This is a genomic window from Streptomyces sp. NPDC006365 (genome assembly GCF_042870755.1).
GTDB lineage: Bacteria > Actinomycetota > Actinomycetes > Streptomycetales > Streptomycetaceae > Streptomyces > Streptomyces xiangluensis.
Map to the genome: position 1 here is coordinate 393,378 of NZ_JBIAHS010000008.1, position 19,074 is coordinate 412,451.

The 19,074-nt window shown below is 69.8% G+C and carries 18 protein-coding genes; 11 read left to right on the plus strand and 7 right to left on the minus strand.

The genetic code is table 11. The annotated features are described in order from the left end of the window. Positions 1 to 157 precede the first annotated feature (157 nt). The 6 genes from ACFYO0_RS23990 (at position 158) to mscL (ending at position 5,910) form a co-directional block, all read left to right on the plus strand. Positions 158 to 1,663: a potassium/proton antiporter gene (locus ACFYO0_RS23990; protein ID WP_388679499.1), complete on the plus strand. Its 1,506-nt coding sequence runs from the start codon at positions 158 to 160 to the stop codon at positions 1,661 to 1,663. A 225-nt stretch (positions 1,664 to 1,888) separates the two neighbouring features. Continuing rightward, entirely contained in the window at positions 1,889 to 3,178 is a 1,290-nt protein-coding gene (locus ACFYO0_RS23995; protein WP_388679378.1) for an MFS transporter, read from the plus strand. A 68-nt stretch (positions 3,179 to 3,246) separates the two neighbouring features. Continuing rightward, complete coding sequence (locus tag ACFYO0_RS24000; RefSeq protein ID WP_388679380.1) at positions 3,247 to 3,567, plus strand: FmdB family zinc ribbon protein; 321 nt, start codon at positions 3,247 to 3,249, stop codon at positions 3,565 to 3,567. A gap of 75 nt (positions 3,568 to 3,642) precedes the next feature. Next, entirely contained in the window at positions 3,643 to 4,485 is an 843-nt protein-coding gene (locus ACFYO0_RS24005; protein ID WP_388679382.1) for an S-methyl-5'-thioadenosine phosphorylase, read from the plus strand. Positions 4,486 to 4,737: 252 nt separating this feature from the next. After that, positions 4,738 to 5,301 (plus strand): hypothetical protein, encoded by a 564-nt coding sequence (locus tag ACFYO0_RS24010; RefSeq protein ID WP_388679385.1) that lies wholly within the window; start codon positions 4,738 to 4,740, stop codon positions 5,299 to 5,301. A gap of 135 nt (positions 5,302 to 5,436) precedes the next feature. Beyond that, a complete protein-coding gene (gene mscL / locus ACFYO0_RS24015; RefSeq protein ID WP_388679388.1) occupies positions 5,437 to 5,910 on the plus strand; it encodes a large conductance mechanosensitive channel protein MscL in 474 nt (157 codons plus the stop codon). A 28-nt stretch (positions 5,911 to 5,938) separates the two neighbouring features. Here the strand turns inward: mscL and ACFYO0_RS24020 are convergent, their stop codons facing one another. After that, entirely contained in the window at positions 5,939 to 6,154 is a 216-nt protein-coding gene (locus tag ACFYO0_RS24020) for a hypothetical protein (RefSeq protein WP_388679391.1), read from the minus strand. A 38-nt stretch (positions 6,155 to 6,192) separates the two neighbouring features. Between ACFYO0_RS24020 and ACFYO0_RS24025 the strand changes: the two genes are divergently transcribed. Both ACFYO0_RS24025 and ACFYO0_RS24030 read left to right on the plus strand, forming a co-directional pair. Next, positions 6,193 to 7,221: a P1 family peptidase gene (locus ACFYO0_RS24025; protein ID WP_388679393.1), complete on the plus strand. Its 1,029-nt coding sequence runs from the start codon at positions 6,193 to 6,195 to the stop codon at positions 7,219 to 7,221. A gap of 224 nt (positions 7,222 to 7,445) precedes the next feature. Then, complete coding sequence (locus tag ACFYO0_RS24030) at positions 7,446 to 8,189, plus strand: DUF6227 family protein (RefSeq protein ID WP_388679396.1); 744 nt, start codon at positions 7,446 to 7,448, stop codon at positions 8,187 to 8,189. Between the two features lie 256 nt (positions 8,190 to 8,445). On the opposite strand, the gene ACFYO0_RS24035 is transcribed toward ACFYO0_RS24030, so the two are convergent. From ACFYO0_RS24035 to ACFYO0_RS24050, 4 genes are all read right to left on the minus strand, one after another. Then, a complete protein-coding gene (locus ACFYO0_RS24035) occupies positions 8,446 to 10,560 on the minus strand; it encodes a fructose-specific PTS transporter subunit EIIC (protein ID WP_388679398.1) in 2,115 nt (704 codons plus the stop codon). A gap of 301 nt (positions 10,561 to 10,861) precedes the next feature. After that, complete coding sequence (gene pfkB, locus ACFYO0_RS24040) at positions 10,862 to 11,809, minus strand: 1-phosphofructokinase (protein WP_388679401.1); 948 nt, start codon at positions 11,807 to 11,809, stop codon at positions 10,862 to 10,864. Next, positions 11,806 to 12,567, minus strand: coding sequence for a DeoR/GlpR family DNA-binding transcription regulator (locus tag ACFYO0_RS24045; protein ID WP_388679404.1), 762 nt, complete (start codon positions 12,565 to 12,567; stop codon positions 11,806 to 11,808). The genes pfkB and ACFYO0_RS24045 overlap by 4 nt, the downstream gene beginning before the upstream one ends. 230 nt (positions 12,568 to 12,797) lie before the next feature. Further along, a complete protein-coding gene (locus tag ACFYO0_RS24050) occupies positions 12,798 to 14,315 on the minus strand; it encodes an MFS transporter (protein WP_388679407.1) in 1,518 nt (505 codons plus the stop codon). A gap of 97 nt (positions 14,316 to 14,412) precedes the next feature. Between ACFYO0_RS24050 and ACFYO0_RS24055 the strand changes: the two genes are divergently transcribed. Next, on the plus strand, positions 14,413 to 15,393 hold the full coding sequence (locus ACFYO0_RS24055) for a helix-turn-helix transcriptional regulator (protein ID WP_388679410.1): 981 nt from the start codon (positions 14,413 to 14,415) through the stop codon (positions 15,391 to 15,393). 480 nt (positions 15,394 to 15,873) lie between these two features. Here the strand turns inward: ACFYO0_RS24055 and ACFYO0_RS24060 are convergent, their stop codons facing one another. Beyond that, the gene (locus ACFYO0_RS24060) at positions 15,874 to 16,866 is read right to left on the minus strand and encodes an RNA polymerase sigma factor RpoD/SigA (protein ID WP_388679413.1); all 993 of its coding nucleotides are present in this window, start codon (positions 16,864 to 16,866) and stop codon (positions 15,874 to 15,876) included. A 169-nt stretch (positions 16,867 to 17,035) separates the two neighbouring features. On the opposite strand from ACFYO0_RS24060, the gene ACFYO0_RS24065 reads away from it, so the two are divergent. Further along, on the plus strand, positions 17,036 to 17,554 hold the full coding sequence (locus ACFYO0_RS24065) for a GNAT family N-acetyltransferase (RefSeq protein ID WP_388679416.1): 519 nt from the start codon (positions 17,036 to 17,038) through the stop codon (positions 17,552 to 17,554). 27 nt (positions 17,555 to 17,581) lie between these two features. Here the strand turns inward: ACFYO0_RS24065 and ACFYO0_RS24070 are convergent, their stop codons facing one another. Further along, positions 17,582 to 18,385 (minus strand): dioxygenase, encoded by an 804-nt coding sequence (locus ACFYO0_RS24070; protein ID WP_388679419.1) that lies wholly within the window; start codon positions 18,383 to 18,385, stop codon positions 17,582 to 17,584. A gap of 122 nt (positions 18,386 to 18,507) precedes the next feature. Between ACFYO0_RS24070 and ACFYO0_RS24075 the strand changes: the two genes are divergently transcribed. Further along, positions 18,508 to 19,011 (plus strand): MarR family winged helix-turn-helix transcriptional regulator, encoded by a 504-nt coding sequence (locus ACFYO0_RS24075; protein WP_388679421.1) that lies wholly within the window; start codon positions 18,508 to 18,510, stop codon positions 19,009 to 19,011. Positions 19,012 to 19,074: the final 63 nt, after the last annotated feature.

The following is a 19,074-nucleotide window of genomic DNA, read 5'->3' on the forward strand; positions in this document are numbered from 1 at the left end:
ACGCTGGAGCAACCATAGGTCAGGGCTCGACGCGCCTTGACGCGGAGTCGGGAACAGGCAGCTTCAGGCGATCGGGGCCACATTCGCGATCGTCAAGAAAGCGTCAAGAGTTAGGTAAGCTAACGAAGCACTTGCACCACCGAGAGGGGAGCACCCCCTGACTGTCCACCACCTCAACCAGCTCCTGCTCATCTGCTCGCTCGTTCTGCTCGTCGCGGTGGCAGCGGTTCGCATCTCCTCGCGCAGCGGGCTCCCCAGCCTGCTCGTCTACCTGGGCATCGGCGTCGCCATGGGGCAGGACGGCGTCGGCGGCATCCAGTTCGACAACGCCGAACTGACCCAGGTGTTCGGGTACGCGGCCCTGGTCGTGATCCTGGCCGAGGGCGGTCTGGGCACGAAGTGGCGGGAGATCAAGCCGGCGCTTCCGGCCGCCTCGTCACTGGCACTGGTGGGGGTCGCGGTGAGCGTCGGCGTCACGGCCACGGCGGCTCACTACCTGATCGATCTGGAGTGGCGGCAGGCGCTCATCGTCGGTGCGGTGGTCTCCTCGACGGACGCGGCGGCGGTCTTCTCGGTGCTGCGCAGAGTGCCCCTCCCCGCGCGCCTGACGGGCATGCTGGAGGCCGAGTCCGGCTTCAACGACGCTCCGGTGGTCATCCTCGTCGTCGCCTTCTCCACGACCGGTCCGGTCGAGCACTGGTACGCGCTGCTGGGCACGATAGTCCTGGAGCTGGCCATCGGCGCGGCCATCGGGCTCGCGGTGGGATTCCTCGGCGCGTACGGGTTGCGCCATGTGGCGCTGCCCGCCTCCGGCCTCTACCCGATCGCCGTCATGGCCATCGCGGTCATGGCGTACGCGGGCGGGGCGCTCGCCCACGGCAGCGGCTTCCTCGCCGTGTATCTGGCGTCGATGGTGCTCGGCAACCAGAAGCTGCCGCACTGGCCCGCCACCCGCGGCTTCGCCGACGGGCTCGGCTGGATCGCCCAGATCGGCATGTTCGTCCTGCTCGGCCTGCTGGTCACACCGCACGAGCTGACGGACGACTTCCTGCCCGCGCTCGCCATCGGGCTGGTGCTGACCATGGTGGCGCGCCCCCTGAGCGTCGTGACCGCGCTGCTGCCTTTCCGGCTGCCGTGGCAGGAACAGGTCCTGATGTCGTGGGCGGGCCTGCGCGGCGCCGTGCCCATCATCCTGGCCACGATCCCGATGGTGAGCGGCATCGAGGAGAGCCGCCGCATCTTCAACATCGTCTTCATACTGGTCGTCGTCTACACCCTCGTACAGGGCCCGACTCTCCCCTGGCTGGCCCGGAAGCTGAACCTGGGCAAGTCCGCCGCAGAGGCAGCCGACCTGGGCATCGAATCGGCGCCCCTGGAGCGACTGCGCGGACATCTGCTGTCCGTCGCGATCCCGGAGGGGTCGAAAATGCACGGCGTCGAGATCAACGAACTACGGCTGCCCCCGGGCGCCGCGGTCACGCTGGTCGTACGGGACGGAGAATCGTTCGTCCCGCTGCCCACGACGATCCTGCAACGTGGCGACGAACTCCTCGTGGTGGCCACGGACCCCGTCCGGGACGCGGCAGAGCGCCGGCTGCGGGCGGTCGGGCAGGGCGGCAAGCTGGCGGGATGGCTAGGGACGGGCGGTAATGGCACTTCGTAGGTGAAAGCGGCCGGGATTCTCGCTTTCCCAGGGGCACGATTATTGATGCCTGTACGATGAAGGCGCACTCAGATCGAACCACCTCTGCCTGACGCAGAGCTGGCGCGACCGTATGGCGGCCGCTGCCCTCACAGGGGCCCGGTATCTACCGCAGTTCCGCGCAAGAGGACAGCTCTCGGCGCCTCCCGCACGGGCGCGCCACCAGGTGGCAGAAAGGCTTGGGCCGTGGCATCCACGGTCACCTCCGAGTCCCCCAGGACATCGGGCTCCTCCCGCCCCGGATACGGGCAACTGCTGCGTACGCGTGGCGCCTGGACGTTCCTGCTCCCCGGCTTCGCCGCGCGGCAGCCGTTCGCGATGCTGACGCTGTCCCTCGTACTGCTCGTGCAGCACACCACCGGCTCGTACGGGGCTGCCGGTGCCGTCGCCGCCGTGACCGGTGTCTCCATGGCGCTGTTCGCGCCCCTCACCGGACGTCTCGCCGACCGTCACGGCCAGCGCGCCGTCCTGGTGCCCGGCGTCCTCGTCCACACCCTGGCGGGTCTCTCCCTTACGGCGCTCGCGCTCACGGACGCTCCCCTGTGGACGCTGTTCGCGGCGGCCGTACCGACCGGCGCCTCCGTGCCACAGACAGGGCCCATGGTGCGGGCACGTTGGGGCGTCAAGCTCCAGGGCTCGCCCCTGATGACGACCGCGGCCGCCTTCGAGTCCGTCACCGACGAGCTGACCTTCGTACTCGGCCCCCTACTGGCGACCGCGCTGTGCACCACCGTGGACCCGGCGGCCGGCCTGCTCACGGAGGCCGCCTTGACCCTGGTAGGCGGCCTGCTGTTCGCGGCCCAGAAGAGCACGCAGCCCGCTGTACGTCTCGAGGGGCACGCGCGCGTGGAGCACGCTTCCGCTGTGTCGATCCCCGGCGTGCGTGTCTTGATCGTGGCCTTCCTGGGCATCGGTTCCGTCTTCGGTGGTCTGCAGGTCGCACTCGCCGCGTTCACCGAGTCGATCGGCGAGCCGGAGCTGAACGGCGTCCTGTACGGCACGTTCGCCGCGGGCAACATGCTCTCCGGGATCGTCTGCGGCGCCATCGCCTGGAAGACGGCCCCGCGCCGCCGTCTGGTCATCGGGTACACGGCGCTGGCCCTGACCGCCTCCGGTCTGTGGGCCGCGGACTCCGTGGTCGCCCTCGCCGGAGTCGGCCTCCTGGTCGGCATGTGCGTCGCGCCCGCCCTGATCACCGGCTACACGCTGGTCGACGGCCTGGTGTCGGCAGGCGCCCGCACGGAGGCCTTCACCTGGCTGACCGGCGCCGTGGCGCTCGGACAGGCGGCGGCCGTCACCGTCGCCGGACAGCTGGAGGACCGCCTCTGGGACGGCGCCGGCTTCCTCGTCCCGATGGGCGGGACGCTGCTGGCTCTGGCGACGCTCGCGGCCCTGCGCTCGCGGCTCGTGACCAGGCCGGTCGGCCGGACCGTCGCACGTGGCGTCGGTCACCGCGTACCGCTGGCAGTGGACTGAACGCGAGGAATAGGTCACTATTGATGGTCGTTAGCACTCATCGAGTGAGAGTGCCAGGAGGAAGACAAGTGCCGACCTACCAGTACCAGTGCACCGCGTGCGGCGAGGGCCTCGAGGTGGTGCAGAAGTTCACCGAGGACGCCCTGACCGAATGCCCCAGCTGTGATGGCCGCCTGAAGAAGGTGTTCTCCGCGGTCGGCATCGTCTTCAAGGGCTCCGGCTTCTATCGCAACGACAGCCGCGGCTCATCGTCGAGCAGCTCGACGGCCAAGTCGTCCTCCACGTCGAACGCCGCCTCCACGACCTCGTCGTCCACCACGGCCTCGTCCTCCTCGGACTCGTCGTCGTCCGGCACCGGCACCTCCTCGAGCAGCAGCTCGGCCGCGTAAGTCTTTGCTTACGAGACCCTGTCGTCGTAGGACGGCGGGGTCCACGGCGTTTTCGGGCCCGGTTAGGGTGCGGTCATGGCGAACACGGAGAACGCCGAGATCGGCGTCATTGGCGGCTCGGGCTTCTACTCCTTCCTCGACGACGTGACCGAGATACAGGTGGCCACGCCCTACGGGGCGCCCAGCGACTCCCTTTTCCTGGGCGAGATCGCCGGGCGGCGGGTTGCCTTCCTCCCCCGCCACGGCCGCGCCCACCATCTGCCGCCGCACCGCATCAACTATCGCGCCAACCTGTGGGCGCTGCGCTCCGTCGGGGCGCGCCAGGTTCTCGGGCCCTGCGCGGTCGGCGGGCTGCGTCCGGAGTACGGCCCGGGAACGCTGCTCGTACCGGACCAGCTGGTGGACCGTACGAAGTCCCGGGAGCAGACGTACTTCGACGGGATGCCGTTGCCCGGCGGCCAGGTGCCGAACGTGGTTCATGTGTCCCTGGCCGACCCTTACTGCCCCGTCGGGCGCAAGGCCGCGCTGGAGGCGGCCCGCGGCCGGGACTGGGAGCCGGTGGACGGCGGGACGCTCGTTGTGGTCGAGGGGCCCAGGTTCTCCACCCGCGCCGAATCGTTGTGGCACCAGACGCAGGGCTGGTCGGTGGTGGGCATGACCGGGCACCCCGAGGCGGCGCTCGCCCGTGAACTCGAGCTCTGCTACGCGTCGTTGAACCTGGTCACCGACCTCGACGCGGGCGCCGAGACCGGCGAAGGCGTCTCGCACGAGGAGGTGCTGCAGGTGTTCGCGGCGAATGTGGAACGGCTGCGGGGTGTGCTGTTCGACGCGGTGGCCGGACTGCCTGAGAACGGCGCACGGGATTGTCTGTGCGCGAAGGCGCTGGGCGGGATGGATCCGGGGTTCGAGCTGCCGTAGGGCAGCCCGGGGCCTCTCGGTGCGGTTCGGTGGACGGCTCGGAGGGCTCTGGCTCGGGGCTCTGTGGACGGCTCGGCGGCTCTGTGGACGGCTCGGCGGCTCTGTGGACAGCTCGGGTTGGGGGCGGAACTCCCCCTTCGGGTGAGCGAGTTGTCCACAACCGGTCGGTAGTCCACGTGCCGCAGCGGGATTCGGCGCGAAGCCGCAGTCTGGCATCGCAAGCCGAAATCCCGACCGCTGGTGGTGGTTCTCGTGTCGCTACTCCCTTCCTTTCCGCGCCCGTTGGGCACGGATGCGCCCGGCACCTGCGAGGTGCCGCACTTCACTCCCGTGCGGGTGCGCGGCGGGCGGTACCAACTGCGACGGCTCGTACGGCACAGAAGGCGAGCGGTGGCCGCGGGACTCGCCGTGACCGCTGCCGCGCTGGTAGCGGCGGGGCCACGGGACGCCGGCCGGGCGCGGGCACCTTCTGCCAGTGCTCCGCCTGTCGCGGCGGAGTCGAGGGTGGCGGGCGCTCCCGCGCGGGAGCGGCAAGCCGTCGAGATGGTGACGGCGCCGGTGCGGATCGCCGACGGCGCGACGGTGCGGCTGTTGCGGCCGGGCGATCGTGTCGATGTCGTCGCGGCTGAGGAGTCGGCGGTGGGCGGCGGTGACGCACGGGTGGTCGCGCGCGGGGTGCGGGTGACGAAGGTGCCCGAGGCCCTGGACGGTGTGGCCGAAGGCGGTGCGCTGGTCGTGCTGTCGGTGCCGCGGCAGACGGCGGTGCGGCTGGCCGGAGCCGGCGCGACCTCACGACTGGCGGTGACCCTGTGCTGAACCTGCTCAAGAGGATCAACGGCCGGCTGTCAAGCCCCTCGTTGGAGCTGGGGCGTTGGACAAGGTCGCCACGCCCTGCCGTAGGTTGCGGAGCTGTTCACTCCACAACTCGTGCGACTGAAGAGGGGCTCCCTGGTGAGCGAGAGCAAGAAGGATCCGGGCGTCTTGGAGGGCTTCAAGACCTTCCTGATGCGCGGGAACGTCGTCGATCTGGCAGTGGCGGTGGTCATCGGCGCGGCCTTCACCAACATCGTCAACTCCGTGGTGCAGGGGGTCATCAACCCCCTGGTGGGCGCGATCGGCACAAAGAACCTGGACAACTACAGCTCCTGCATCAAGGGACCATGCACAGGCGCCGGCGCCACCGCGGAAGGCGTCCGGATCATGTGGGGCTCGGTGCTCGGCGCGACGCTCTCGTTCGTGATCACCGCTGCCGTCGTCTACTTCCTGATGGTGCTGCCGATGTCCAAGTACCTGGCTCGGCAGGCGGCCCGCCAGAAGGCGAAGGAGGGCATGCACGAGGTCATCGAGGTGACCGAGCTGGAGGTGCTGAAGGAGATCCGCGACGCTCTCGTGGCGCAGCGCGGCTCGGGGCACACCGAGCGATAGCGCCCACCGCTCGTCGGGTCTGCCGGGCTCAGATGTGGTGGGGCGGCTTCTCGTCCAGGAACCGGGCCAGGTCCCCGGCACTGTCACCGCTGGGCCGCTCGCCCCACCCACCGTCCGAGTCGTCCACGGACTGCTGGCTCAACGGATCGTCGAAGACCAGCGCGGGCTTGCGGGAGTCCCGGGGAGCCGGGGCTACCCCCTGGGAAGGCTCGGGGTGGGGTTCGGGGGCGGGGGTGCTGCTCATGGCTTCAGGGTACGGCCCTGGAGGCGACACTGGGTGCCATGACAGTTGGCGCTCTGACAGATGTGGCCGGACTGCGCGTGGGGCATGCCACGCGGACCGGCGGTGGTTGGCTGACCGGTACGACGGTCGTCCTGGCCCCGGAGGGGGGTGCCGTCGCAGCCGTGGACGTGCGCGGCGGCGGACCCGGCACCAAGGAGACCGACGCGCTCGATCCACGCAACGTGGTGCGGAAGGTCGAGGCGCTGGTCCTGACCGGCGGCAGTGCGTACGGACTGGACTCGGCGGCGGGCGTGATGGCCTGGTTGGAGGAGAGGGGGCGCGGGGTGCGCGTCGGGCCCGACCCGGCGCACGTGGTGCCGGTGGTCCCGGCAGCCTGTGTCTTCGACCTGGGGCGCGGCGGCGACTTCCGGGCCAGGCCCGACGCGGCGACCGGACGCCAGGCGGTGGCGGCAGCCGCCGCGAGCGAGCTCGGCGCGCCCGTCCAGGAGGGGTGCGTGGGCGCCGGCACTGGAGCGGCGGTCGGGAGCATGAAGGGAGGGGTCGGCAGCGCGAGTGCCGTGCTCGACTCGGGAGTCACAGTGGCGGCGCTGGTGGTGGCCAACGCGGCGGGGTCGGCGGTGGATCCGCTGACGGGGGCGTTGTACGGGGAGCTGCTTCAGGGACGTTTGACGTATCCGGCGAAGGAGGTGCACGAAGCGGCGCGGGCGCGGCTGGCCGAGACCGCGGCGAAGAACGGCACTCCCCCGCTGAACACCACGCTCGCAGTGGTCGGCACCGACGCGGAGTTGTCGAAGGCGCAGGCGCAGAAACTGGCGGGGACGGCACACGACGGCATCGCACGCGCTGTACGACCGGTGCATCTGCTCAACGACGGGGACACGGTGTTCGCGCTCGCCACGGGGGCGCGTCCGCTGGCGGAGGAGAACCCGCTCGCGCTGAACGAGATCCTCGCAGCCGGGGCGGATCTGGTGACGCGGGCGATCGTGAGGGCGGTACGGGCCGCCGAGTCGGTGGAGGGGCCGGGTGGGGCGTGGCCGGCGTACGGGGAGTTGTATGGCGAGTTGTAGTGGAGTCCGGAAGGCAGGGGGCCTGTGAGCGGGGGCGCGCGGGGAAGGAGCGTCTACGCCCTTCTGACCAGGGGGGTCTGAGGCTGAGTCAGGGCGTGCGGGAACTTCTCACGCGGGTTCTACGTTTTCTGTGCGTACGTTTTCTCGGTTCCCGGACATGATGTCCGGCTGAGGGGCTACGGTATGCACCCACAAGGTGACATGCAGCAACGCCGGGAGAAACCTTGAGCGTTCCGTACGAGACGGCAGCGTACGAGCCACCCGAGTCGCCCGAGTCTCCTGAGGAGCATCTCGCGCGACTCCTCGGCCGCGCCCTGAACTCCTTCGAGCTCTCCGACGAGACGATAGGGCGGCTGGACTGCGCGCTGGCGCACGACAGTTCGCTGCACTCCGCGCACCACAGTGCCGGGCTGCATCGCGAGACGTACCGGCACACGTGGCTGCTTGCCGACGGTTCCGCGCTCACGCTGTGGGAGTTGGTCCACAACACCGGGTCCCGCAGCCATGTGGAGCACGAGGTCTACGAGGACCGGGAGGAGCTGCGGACCGCGACCGCGCGGTTGCCGCTGGCGCCGGACGAGCCGGAGTTCGAGGTGCCGGTCATGGCGCTGCATGCACCGGTTCCTGAGCCTCGGCATGTGTACGTGCTCGATGACTCGGCGGATCATGGGCGCCGGTTGCTGCGGCGGGCCGAGAACGTGGACCGGCCGGGCGAGGAGATGGCCGAGCTGCTGCGGATGGCGTTCGCACACGAGATCACTCAGGCGTTTGGCCGGCCGTATGGGGGTCGGGGGGTGGGCTTCTCGCTCTACGAGCATGCGTTTTTGCTGCTGGACGGGCGAGAGTTGTCCCTCTGGGAAGTCGAGCACACGGCTACGCCTGATGGGCGGCACGTGTGTGAGGTGTACGTCAGCGAGGACGCTGCGCGGGATGCGATGGAGAGGCGCGCCTCTGCCTCCGGCGGTTGAGCAGGGGGTTCGTGGGTGGTTTGGGTTCGTTGCGGGTGCGGGTTGAGTGTGGCTGGTCGCGCCCCGCGGCGGAGCCGCTGATGTCACAGCCCCGCGCCCCTGGGGTGGGTGGTGGGTGCGGGGCCGTGGGCCGGTGCGTCAGCCCGTCGCGAGTGGGGGAGCGACCAGCCACGACGAACCCGCAGCCGACATCGTCAGCGTCAGACGGGCTGTGGCCCGGGACCTGCGTCCCGGGCCACAGCGCGTCTCGTGGAAGTCAGGCAGCCACCGGCTCCTTGGCCTTTGAGGCCGCCACCTCCGGCGACTCGGCCCCGCCCGCCGGCTTGGTCTTGCGCATCCCCTTCAGGGCGATCACCAGGCCCGCCGTCACTGCCGTGCCGACCCCGATGGCCAGCAGGTAGAGGAAGGGCTTGCCGATCAGGAAGGTGACCCAGATGCCGCCGTGCGGGGCGCGCAGGGTCGAGCCGAACGCCATGGTGAGGGCGCCGGTCACCGCGCCGCCGGCCATGGAGGCGGGGATGACGCGGAGCGGGTCGGCGGCGGCGAACGGAATCGCACCCTCGGAGATGAAGGAGGCGCCCAGGACCCACGCGGCCTTGCCGTTCTCGCGTTCGGCCGTGGTGAACAGCTTCTTGCGGACCGTGGTGGCCAGGGCCATGCCCAGCGGGGGCACCATGCCGGCCGCCATGACCGCCGCCATGATCTTCATCGCCGAGTCGCTGGGCGCTGCCACGGAGATGCCGGCCGTCGCGAAGGTGTACGCGACCTTGTTGACCGGGCCGCCGAGGTCGAAGCACATCATCAGGCCGAGCAGCACGCCGAGGAGGATGGCGTTGGTGCCGGTGAGGCCGTTCAGCCAGTCGGTCAGGGCCTCCTGTGCCTCGGCGATCGGCTTGCCGATGACCACGAACATCAGGAATCCGACGACCGCCGAGGAGATCAGTGGGATCACCACCACCGGCATGATGCCGCGCAGTGGAGCCGGGATGTTCACGCGCTGGATGCCGAGGACGACACCACCGGCGATCAGACCGGCCACCAGACCGCCGAGGAAGCCCGCGCCGATCGTCACCGAGATGGCACCGCCGACGAAGCCGGGCACAAGGCCTGGTCGGTCCGCCATGCCGTAGGCGATGTAGCCGGCCAGGACCGGGACGAGGAAGCTGAAGGCCGCTCCGCCGATCTGGAACAGCAGCGCGCCCCAGCTGTCGACCTGACCCCAGTTGAAGACCTCGGTGACCGGCTTGGCCTCGTTGATCTGGTAGCCGCCGATCGCGAAGCCGAGGGCGATGAGCAGACCGCCCGCGGCGACGAACGGGACCATGTAACTGACGCCGGTCATCAGCCACTTGCGGAGCTTGGTGCCGTAGCCCTCGCCAGGCTCTCCGGTCCGCTCCACCGGCGTACCGCCGGGCTTGGCGGCCGCGGTGACCTCGCCGCGCTCGGCCTTCGCCCGGACCTCGGCGATCAGTGCGGCGGGCTTGTTGATGCCCGCCTTCACGCCGACGTCCACGGTCGGCTTCCCGGCGAACCTGTCCTTCTCCCGTACGGGCACATCGTGCGCGAAGATCACGCCGTCCGCCGCGGCGATGACGGCCGGGTCGAGCCGGTTGAAGCCCGCCGAGCCCTGCGGCTCGACGACGACCTCGACGTCGGGGTTGTCGCGGCCCGCGTTCTCCAGCGCCTCGGCCGCCATGTACGTATGCGCGATGCCGGTGGGGCAGGAAGTGACGGCGACGATACGGAACGGCCGGGCGCCCTCGCCCTCATCGGAGCTGCCGCCCTCCGGAGCCGCGCCGTCCTCGGCGCTCGCACCCGGTGCCGGGGCCGAGGCGTCCGCGGCGGCTTCGGCGGAGGCCGCTCCTGCCGATGCCGCCGCGGAGTCATCGGTGCTGCCCACCGTGGTGGCGACCTGCGCGGCCACCGCGGGCTCGTTCCCGCGAATCAGGGCGGCGGCCCCCTCCGCGTCGTCCACCGCCCGCAGCACGGACGTGAACTCGGTGTTCATCAGCTGCCTGGCCAGCGACGACAGGATCGTGAGGTGGGCATCGTCGGCCCCGGCCGGGGCGGCGATCAGGAAGATCAGGTCGGCGGGCCCGTCCGGGGCGCCGAAGTCGATCCCGGCCGCACTGCGACCGAAGGCCAGCGTCGGTTCGGTGACGTGTTCGCTGCGGCAGTGCGGGATGCCGATGCCGCCGTCGAGGCCGGTGGGCATCTGCGCTTCGCGGGCGGCCACGTCGGCGAGGAAGCCGTCGAGGTCGGTCACCCGGCCCTTGGCCACCATGCGCTCGGCGAGGGCGCGCGCCGCCGCTTCTTTCGTATCGGCGGACAGGTCGAGGTCGACCAGGTCCGCGGTGATCATCTCGCTCATCGCGGGCTCCTTCGCACGCGTATCGCCCGGGGGAAGACATGGGCGGGGACGGGGGTGTTGCGTTCAGACCGGCTGCGTTCAGACGGGCTGCGTTCAGATGTGTCGCGCTCGACCGTGACCGAATTGCCGGAGGTGTCACATATGCCGAGATCGGCGGGGAAGGTGGAGGCGGGGCCGGGGAAACCCCGCCTCCCTGTGGCTGCGACGGGGAAGGGGAGGCCCCGCCACTTCAGTGCCGTTCCAGGGGCCGCACGGGGCGTACGCGCCGTGGGGGCCGAACCAGTAGTAGCAGTACGGAAGTTCATGACACCGGCTCCGTGAGTACTCGATCCACCGGAACCGACGACGTGACGGTCACGGCGTCGGGGTCGAGGTCGGCCGGGCCCGGCATCACGCTGCCGGGGAGCTGGACGGCCGCGGCGCCGTGCGCGACGGCGGAGGCGAGGGCGTCGGGGCCACTGCCGCCGGCGATCAGGAAACCGGCGAGCGAGGAGTCACCCGCGCCCACATTGCTGCGCACCGCGTCGACCCGCGCGCTGCCGAACCACACGCCCGAGGCTTCGACGAGCAGCTGCCCGTCCGCGCCGAGGCTGGCCAGCACCGCTCCGGCGCCCCGTTCCCGCAGGTCCTCGGCGGCCTTGACCGCGTCGCCGACCGTGGCGAGAGGGCGGCCTACCGCTTCCGACAGTTCCTCGGCGTTCGGCTTGACGACGTCGGGTCGCTCGCGAAGGGCCGCGAGCAGGGCCGGGCCGGAGGTGTCCAGCGCGATGCGGGTGCCGGCGGCGTGCGCCCGGGCGACCAGTTCGGCGTACCAGGACGGTGCGAGGCCGCGCGGCAGGCTGCCGCAGCAGGCGATCCAGGAGGCGTCGCGGGACTGGGTCCGCACCGTCTCCAGGAGCAACTCCTCTTCGGCAGAAGTGAGTTCGGGTCCGGGAGCGTTGATCTTCGTGAGTACACCGTCGGCCTCCGCGAGCGCGATGTTGGAGCGCGTCGCCCCGGCGACCGGGACCGGCGCGACCTCGATGCCCTGAGCGTGGAGCAAGTCGGCGACGAGGGAGCCCGGGGCGCCACCGAGCGGCAGTACGGCGACGGTGCGGCGGCCGGCGGCGGTGACCGCCCGCGAGACGTTGACGCCCTTGCCGCCCGGGTCCATGCGTTCGCCGGTGGCCCGGATGACCTCGCCGCGGTCGAGCGAGGGGATCTCGTAGGTCCGGTCGAGCGAGGGATTGGGGGTGACCGTGAGGATCATGCACGCACCACTTCCGTGCCGCCGCGCTTGAGGGCGGTGGCGTCTTCAGGGCTCAGCCCGCTGTCGGTGATCAGAACGTCCACATCGTCGAGGGCGCCGAAGCGCGCGAAGTGTTGCTGGCCGTGCTTGGCGGAATCGGCGAGCAGCACCACGCGGCGTGCGGCGGCGATGGCCGCGCGCTTCACGGCGGCCTCGGCGAGATCGGGCGTGGTCAGTCCGTACTCGAGGGAGAAGCCGTTCGTGGCGAGGAAGACGACATCGGCACGGATCTCTCCGTACGCCCGCAGCGCCCAGGCGTCGACAGCGGCGCGCGTACGGTGTCGTACGCGGCCCCCGACGAGGTGAAGCTGCATGCCCGGGTGGTCGGCGAGGCGGGCCGCGATGGGGAGGCTGTGCGTCACGACGGTGAGCATCGCCTCCAGCGGGAGAGCCCCGGCGAGCCGGGCGACCGTCGTGCCCGCGTCGAGAATCATCGTGCCGTTGCTGGGCAGCTCGGCGAGGGCGGCCTGCGCGATGCGGTCCTTCTCGTCGGCCGCGGTGGTCTCCCGCTCGGCCAGATCGGGCTCGAAGTCGAGCCGGCCGGCCGGAATGGCACCGCCGTGCACCCGGCGTACGAGTCCCGCGCGGTCCAGCGCCTTGAGGTCCCGCCGGATCGTCTCGGCCGTGACCTGGAACTCCTCGGCCAACGACACCACGTCCACGCGGCCACCGTCACGCGCCAGCCGGAGAATCTCCTGCTGTCGCTCCGGTGCGTACATGTCCGTTCGCCTCCGTCCATGCCCGAACGTGTGGTTTCACTCGCAGAGTACGCCCGAGTTTCCACCATGTAAACGGGGCGGGACGTAAAAGTGGGCACGAACAGACATCGGTCGGAAGGAACCAAAGAAGGCCGAGGGCATGAGAAGGGCAGCGCGCGGGACAGCCGCCAGGCCCGGCCCCGAGGGGGACCGGGCCTGTGGACGGACCGCGTCGGAATGAACTGGCAGCGTCAGCCCACGAGTTCGGGCTCCTTGTCAGCGGCGACCGCGGGCGTCGGCTCGCCGCCCTCCACATGCTGGGCCGGCCGCTTCGGCAGGGCGAACATCAGCAGGAAGATAGCCGCCATCACAGCCGCGACCCAGATCAGCGCGTTCTGGAAGGCATCGACGAAGGCCGCGCCCACCTCGGCCCGCGGCAGGTGGTCGGACATCGTGCCGAAGAAGACCACGGAGACCAGGCCGAGCCCGAGCGCGTTGCCCATCTGCTGGACCGTGCTGATGAGGCCGGACGCCGAGCCAGAGTGCTCGCGGGGCACCTCGGAGAGGATCGCGTCCGTCAGCGGGGCCACGATCAGGCCCATGCCCACGCCCATGACGACCAGCGGGAGTGCCATCTGCCAGGGCGCGATGGACAGGCCGTACCGCTCGGACTCCCAGATGTAGATCAGGACACCGAGGGCCATGATCAGCGCGCCCGCCTGGAGCACCTTCCGGCCGAACCGCGGCGTCAGCTTCTGCACCGAGAGCCCGGCCGCCATCGACACCGCGATCGAGAAGGGGACGCCCGTCAGGCCGGCACGCAGCTCGCCCCAACCGAGTCCGATCTGCATGTAGAACGTCCACACCAGGAAGAAGATGCCGAGCGCGACCCCGAAGACCGTCTGCACCGCGATGCCCGCCGCGAAGCTCTTGACCTTGAAGAGGGAGAGCTCGACCAGCGGCGAACCGTCCCGCGCGGTCTTCCTCCGCTCGTACGCCACCAGCGCCGCGAACACCACGATCGCGCCGCCCATCGATACGTAACCCCACATCGGCCAGCCCAGCTCACGGCCGCGGGTCAGCGGGTAGAGCAGCATCAACAGGCCGAGGGTCACGAGGGCGACACCGACGAGGTCCAGCTTGAGGGCGCGCGGAGCCTTGGACTCCGTGATGTAGCGGCGGCCGAGAATCAGGCCCGCGATGCCCACCGGCAGGTTGATGAGGAAGATCGGCCGCCATTCGAGGCCGAACAAGTTCCACTCGGTGAGCAGCGCGCCCAGCAGCGGACCGGACACCGCCCCGAGCCCGACGACCGCGCCGAACAGGCCGAACACCTTGCCGCGTTCGTGCGCCGGGAAGGTGGCGTGCACGATCGACAGCACCTGCGGCACCATCAGCGCGGCCATACCGCCCTGGAGGATGCGGGAGGCGACCAGCATCTCGGGGTTCACGGCGAACCCGCAGAGAGCCGATGCGAGCGTGAATCCGCCGATGCCGATGAGGAAAAGGCGCTTACGGCCGTGGATGTCGCCGAGCCGCCCGCCAGTGATCAGACCCGCGGCGAAGGCAAGCGCATATCCGGCCGTGATCCACTGGATCTGGCCGAACGACGCGCCGGCGTCCCGCTGGATGGACGGGATCGCGATGTTGACGATCGTGACATCGACCAGATCCATGAAGGCCGCGGTCATCACGATGGCGAGGGCGATCCATCGTCGCCGGTCGGCCGTGGCGGCCGGGCTGTTGGGAGAGGTCTCGGTAGAGGTCATGCTTCGAAGTTAGGGGTCTAGTAGGTCAGATCCGGTCCTAGTGGTCGGGCATGCTCGAGGAAGCCAGAAAACGGAAACGCCGAGAGGGAGACAACGCATGACCACCGACACCCCGGCCAGGCTCCTGACGCTCCTCTCCCTGCTCCAGACCCCGCGTGAATGGCCCGGCGGCGAGCTCGCCGACCGGCTCGGGGTCTCGCGGCGGACCGTACGCCGGGACGTGGACCGGCTGCGGGAGCTGGGGTATCCCGTGCAGGCGACGATGGGGGCGGACGGCGGATACCGGCTGATCGCCGGGAAGGCCATGCCGCCGCTCGTGCTCGACGACGAGGAGGCCGTGGCGATCGCGGTCGGGCTACGGGCCGGTGCCGGGCACGCCCTCGAGGGCGTCGACGAAGCCTCCGTACGGGCGCTCGCCAAGCTGGAGCAGGTCCTGCCGAGCCGGTTGCGCCACCGGGTTTCCACGCTTCAGTCCGCTACCACTCCCCTGACCAGCGGGGACGGGGCGAGCATCGCGCCCGAGACGCTGACCGTGATGGCCTCGACGGTCGCGGGCCATGAGCGGCTGCGGTTCGCCTACCGCTCGGGGGACGGCACGCCCTCGAAGCGCCTGACCGAGCCGTACCGTCTGGTGTCGACCGGCCGCCGCTGGTATCTCGTCGCGTACGACCTCGACCGCGAGGACTGGCGTACTTTCCGCGTCGACCGGGTCAGCGAGCCTTTCGCGACCGGCGCCCGGTTCACGCCTCGCGAGCTTCCGACGGGGAGCGCGGCCGAGTATCTGCGGCAGTCGATGTACCGGCGGCAGGAGACGTACGAGTTCGAGGTGACGTTCGCGGCGCCGGCGGAGTTCATCGCGGCTCGCCTTCCCAAGTGGCTCGGTGCGCCTGAGCCGCTTGACGACCAGAGCTGTCGGCTCCGGGCCGCCGTGGGCGACTCGGTGGAGTGGATGGCGGTACGGCTTGCGATGGTGGACTGCGAGTTCACGGTGCATGAACCGGCGGAACTGGTCCAGTGTGTACGGGACTTGGGGGGCCGCCTCAGCCGGGCGGCCGGCGAAGGGCCACCCCGGACCTGAACCCCGGGGTGACCCTGTGGACACATTGTGTCACGAGGGCGGTCCCTATGGCCCCTACCAGCTGAGGGGAACTGGTGAAGTCCGGCCAGGACAGCGCCCCTTCAGGGGCGCGGGGCTGTATCAATCTGCGGCTCCACCGCAATGGGGGTCCCCCCGCTCATGGGGGTCCCCCCCGCTCGAGCGAAGTCGAGAGTGGGGGAGAAGTCGAGAGTGGGGGAGAAGTCGAGAGTGGGGGAACGACCGGCCACAACGAACCCGCGGCTCCAACCGGCCACCGACAGGGCGAAAGGTGGAGCCGAGCCCCGGCGCCAGGGGGAGAGGCGCCGGAGGCTCGGCTCTGGGGAAGTCCCGGCGCCGGGGGGGGATGGCGTCGGGACTTGGTCCTGGGAGCCCTGGGGGGCTTGTGCCCGGGCTCAGGCGGTTGATGCGGGCGCGAACCTTCTTGTGTGCGACCCATCGAGCGGCGACCCCTACGCGTTGTCAGGCCGCTGCGTCGAACCCGGTCTGGCGGGCCAGCTTCTTGAGCTCCAGCAGCGCGTGCTTCTCGATCTGGCGGATGCGCTCGCGGGTGAGGCCGTGTTCCTTGCCGACCTCGGTCAGCGTGCGCTCCCGGCCGTCCTCGATGCCGTACCGCATCTTGATGATCGAGGCCGTGCGCTGGTCGAGCCGCCCGATGAGGTCGTCGAGCTCCTCGCTGCGCAGCAGTGTGAGCACGGACTGCTCGGGCGAGACCGCCGAGGTGTCCTCGAGCAGGTCGCCGAACTGCGTCTCGCCCTCGTCGTCCACCGACATGTTCAGCGAGACCGGGTCGCGGGCCCAGTCCAGCACATCTATGACGCGCTCCGGGTTCGAGCCCAGCTCCGCGGCGATCTCCGCGGGCTCCGGCTCCCGGCCGTGCTCGCGGTTGAACTCGCGCTGCACTCGGCGGATCCGGCCCAGCTCCTCCACCAGGTGGACGGGGAGCCGGATGGTCCGCGACTGGTCGGCGATCGAGCGTGTGATGGCCTGACGGATCCACCAGGTCGCGTACGTCGAGAACTTGAAGCCCTTGCGGTAGTCGAACTTCTCGACCGCGCGCACCAGGCCCGCGTTCCCCTCCTGGATCAGGTCGAGGAGCGGAAGGCCACTACGCGGATAGCGGCGTGCGACCGCGACGACCAGGCGAAGGTTCGAGCGGATGAAGACGTCCTTGGCCCGCTCGCTGTCGGCCACCAGCGCCTCCAGCTCCCCACGGGAGGCGTCGACCTTGGCGTCGGTCACCTCGCCGTCGAGGATCTGCTGGGCGAACACACCCGCCTCGATGGTCTGGGACAGCTCGACCTCCTTGGCGGCGTCGAGCAGCGGTGTACGCGCTATCTCGTCGAGGTACATGCCGACCAGGTCACGGTCGGCGATCTCGCCCGCGCGAACGCTGCGTACCGCGTCGGTCTCGCCAGTGGCGGACTTGTGACGGGCGACGGCACGGGTTGCCATGCGTGCTCCCTTGCGTGGTGGGCTTGCGGGTCATCTATGGGGGTTCGGCCACCCTTCCGGGTGCCCTGCTTCCGATGGAAACAACGACTGGAATCCGGACAGAATTCCCCACCCGCCCCTCAATTTTTCTGATCTTGCAGTATCCTGTGCCGCCGTAAAGGGAGGCCAGATGCCGTCGGAACGTACAGAGGTGCTGGTCAGGCCGGGAGTCGAGAGTGACCTCGCCGCTCTCACCGACCTCTACAACCACTACGTACGCGAGACGCCCATCACTTTCGATACCGCGGTCTTCACTCCGGAAGAGCGCCGCCCTTGGCTGCTCTCCCACCCTGAAGACGGTCCGCACCGCTTGAAGGTTGCCGTAGAGGTGGACTCACAGCTGATTCTGGGTTACGCCACATCCAGCCTTTACAGAATGAAGCCCGCCTACGGCACCTCCGTGGAGGTCACCATCTACCTCGCCCCCGACGCGGGCGGACGCGGCATCGGCACTCTGCTGTACAAGTCCCTGTTCGAGGATCTGGCCTCGGAGGACCTGCACCGGGCGTACGCGGGCATCACCCAGCCGAACGAGGCGTCCGTACGACTCCACGAGCGCTTCGGCTTCCGGTACGTCGGCACGTATCGCGAGGTCGGGCGGAAGTTCGGACGGTACTGGGACGTGGCCTGGTACGAGAAGGAACTCTAGTGGCGCTTCCCGTACCGGGAACACCCCTCAGCCGAACTGCACCGACCGCTTGGCCATGCCCACCCAGAAGCCCTCGATGACGGACTTCTGGTCCTTCAGTTCGCCTACCGCGTCCGCCGCGCCCATGGTCACGAAGAGCGGGGCGAAGTGCTCGGTGCGCGGGTGGGCGAGGCGGCCCGCCGGGGACTTGTGCTCGAAGTCGAGCAGTCCGTCGATGTCACCGGCCTCCAGGGCCCTGCGCCCCCAGTCGTCGAACTCGCTCGACCAGGAGGGGACTCCGTCCGTGTGCCGCAGGGCCGCGAGGTTGTGCGTGAAGAAGCCGGAGCCGACGATCAGGACGCCCTCGTCGCGCAGCGGTGCCAGCTTGCGGCCGATGTCCATCAGACGGACCGGGTCGAGCGTGGGCATCGAGATCTGGAGCACGGGGATGTCGGCGGCCGGGAACATCTCGACGAGCGGGACGTACGCGCCGTGGTCGAGGCCGCGGTCGGGGATGTCCTGTACGGGGGTGCCGGGGGCGCGCAGCAGCTTGCGTACGGACTCGGCGAGCTCGGGGGCGCCGGGAGCCTCGTAACGGACCCGGTAGTAGTGCTCGGGGAAGCCCCAGAAGTCGTAGACGAGGGGGATGGTCTCGACCGCGCCGAGGGCCAGCGGGGCCTCCTCCCAGTGGGCGGAGACCATGAGGATCGCCTTGGGGCGCGGCAGGCCGGCTGACCAACCGGCCAGTTCGCCGGGCCAGATGGGGTCGTCGGCCAGCGGCGGGGCTCCGTGCGAGAGGTAGAGCGCGGGCATGCGCTCGGGGACGGAACGCTCCTCGGTGGCGGCGGACATGGCGGCGACTCCCTTCCAGTGACCTTGACACTTGACCTTGTACTTTAATCCTCAACTTATCTGAAAAGGACAATAGCTCTCATTCGTTTAAAATTCAAGAAGGCGTCCTCTACAGTAGGTACATGGACACGGCACACATTGAAGAGCCGCGCTGGCTCAGCGATGAGGAACAGCGCGTCTGGCGTGCGTATGTGCACGCCACCGCACTCCTCGAGGATCATCTCGACCGTCAGCTCCAGCGCGACGCGAAGATGCCGCACATCTATTACCACCTGCTCGTGTGCCTCAGTGAGGCACCGCACAAGCGGCTGCGGATGACCGAACTCGCGATGACGATGAAGATCACGCGGTCCCGGCTCTCCCATGCCGTCGCCCGGCTGGAGAAGAACGGCTGGGTGCGGCGCGAGGACTGCCCCTCGGACAAGCGCGGACAGTTCGCGATCATTACGGACCAGGGCCTCTCGGTCCTGAAGCAGGCCGCGCCCGGTCACGTCAACGCCGTCCGCCATGCCGTCTTCGACCGGCTTTCCCCGGACCAGCAGAAGGCCCTCGGCGAGGCCCTGCAGATCATCGCCGAGGGGCTCGAGCCGGAGGACGCGGGCGCGGATTTGCCCTGGCTTCGTTAAGAGGCTCGCTCGTTCAGGGCATGGATCTGCCCCGGCTCCACCGCTCATGGAGCCGGGGCAGAT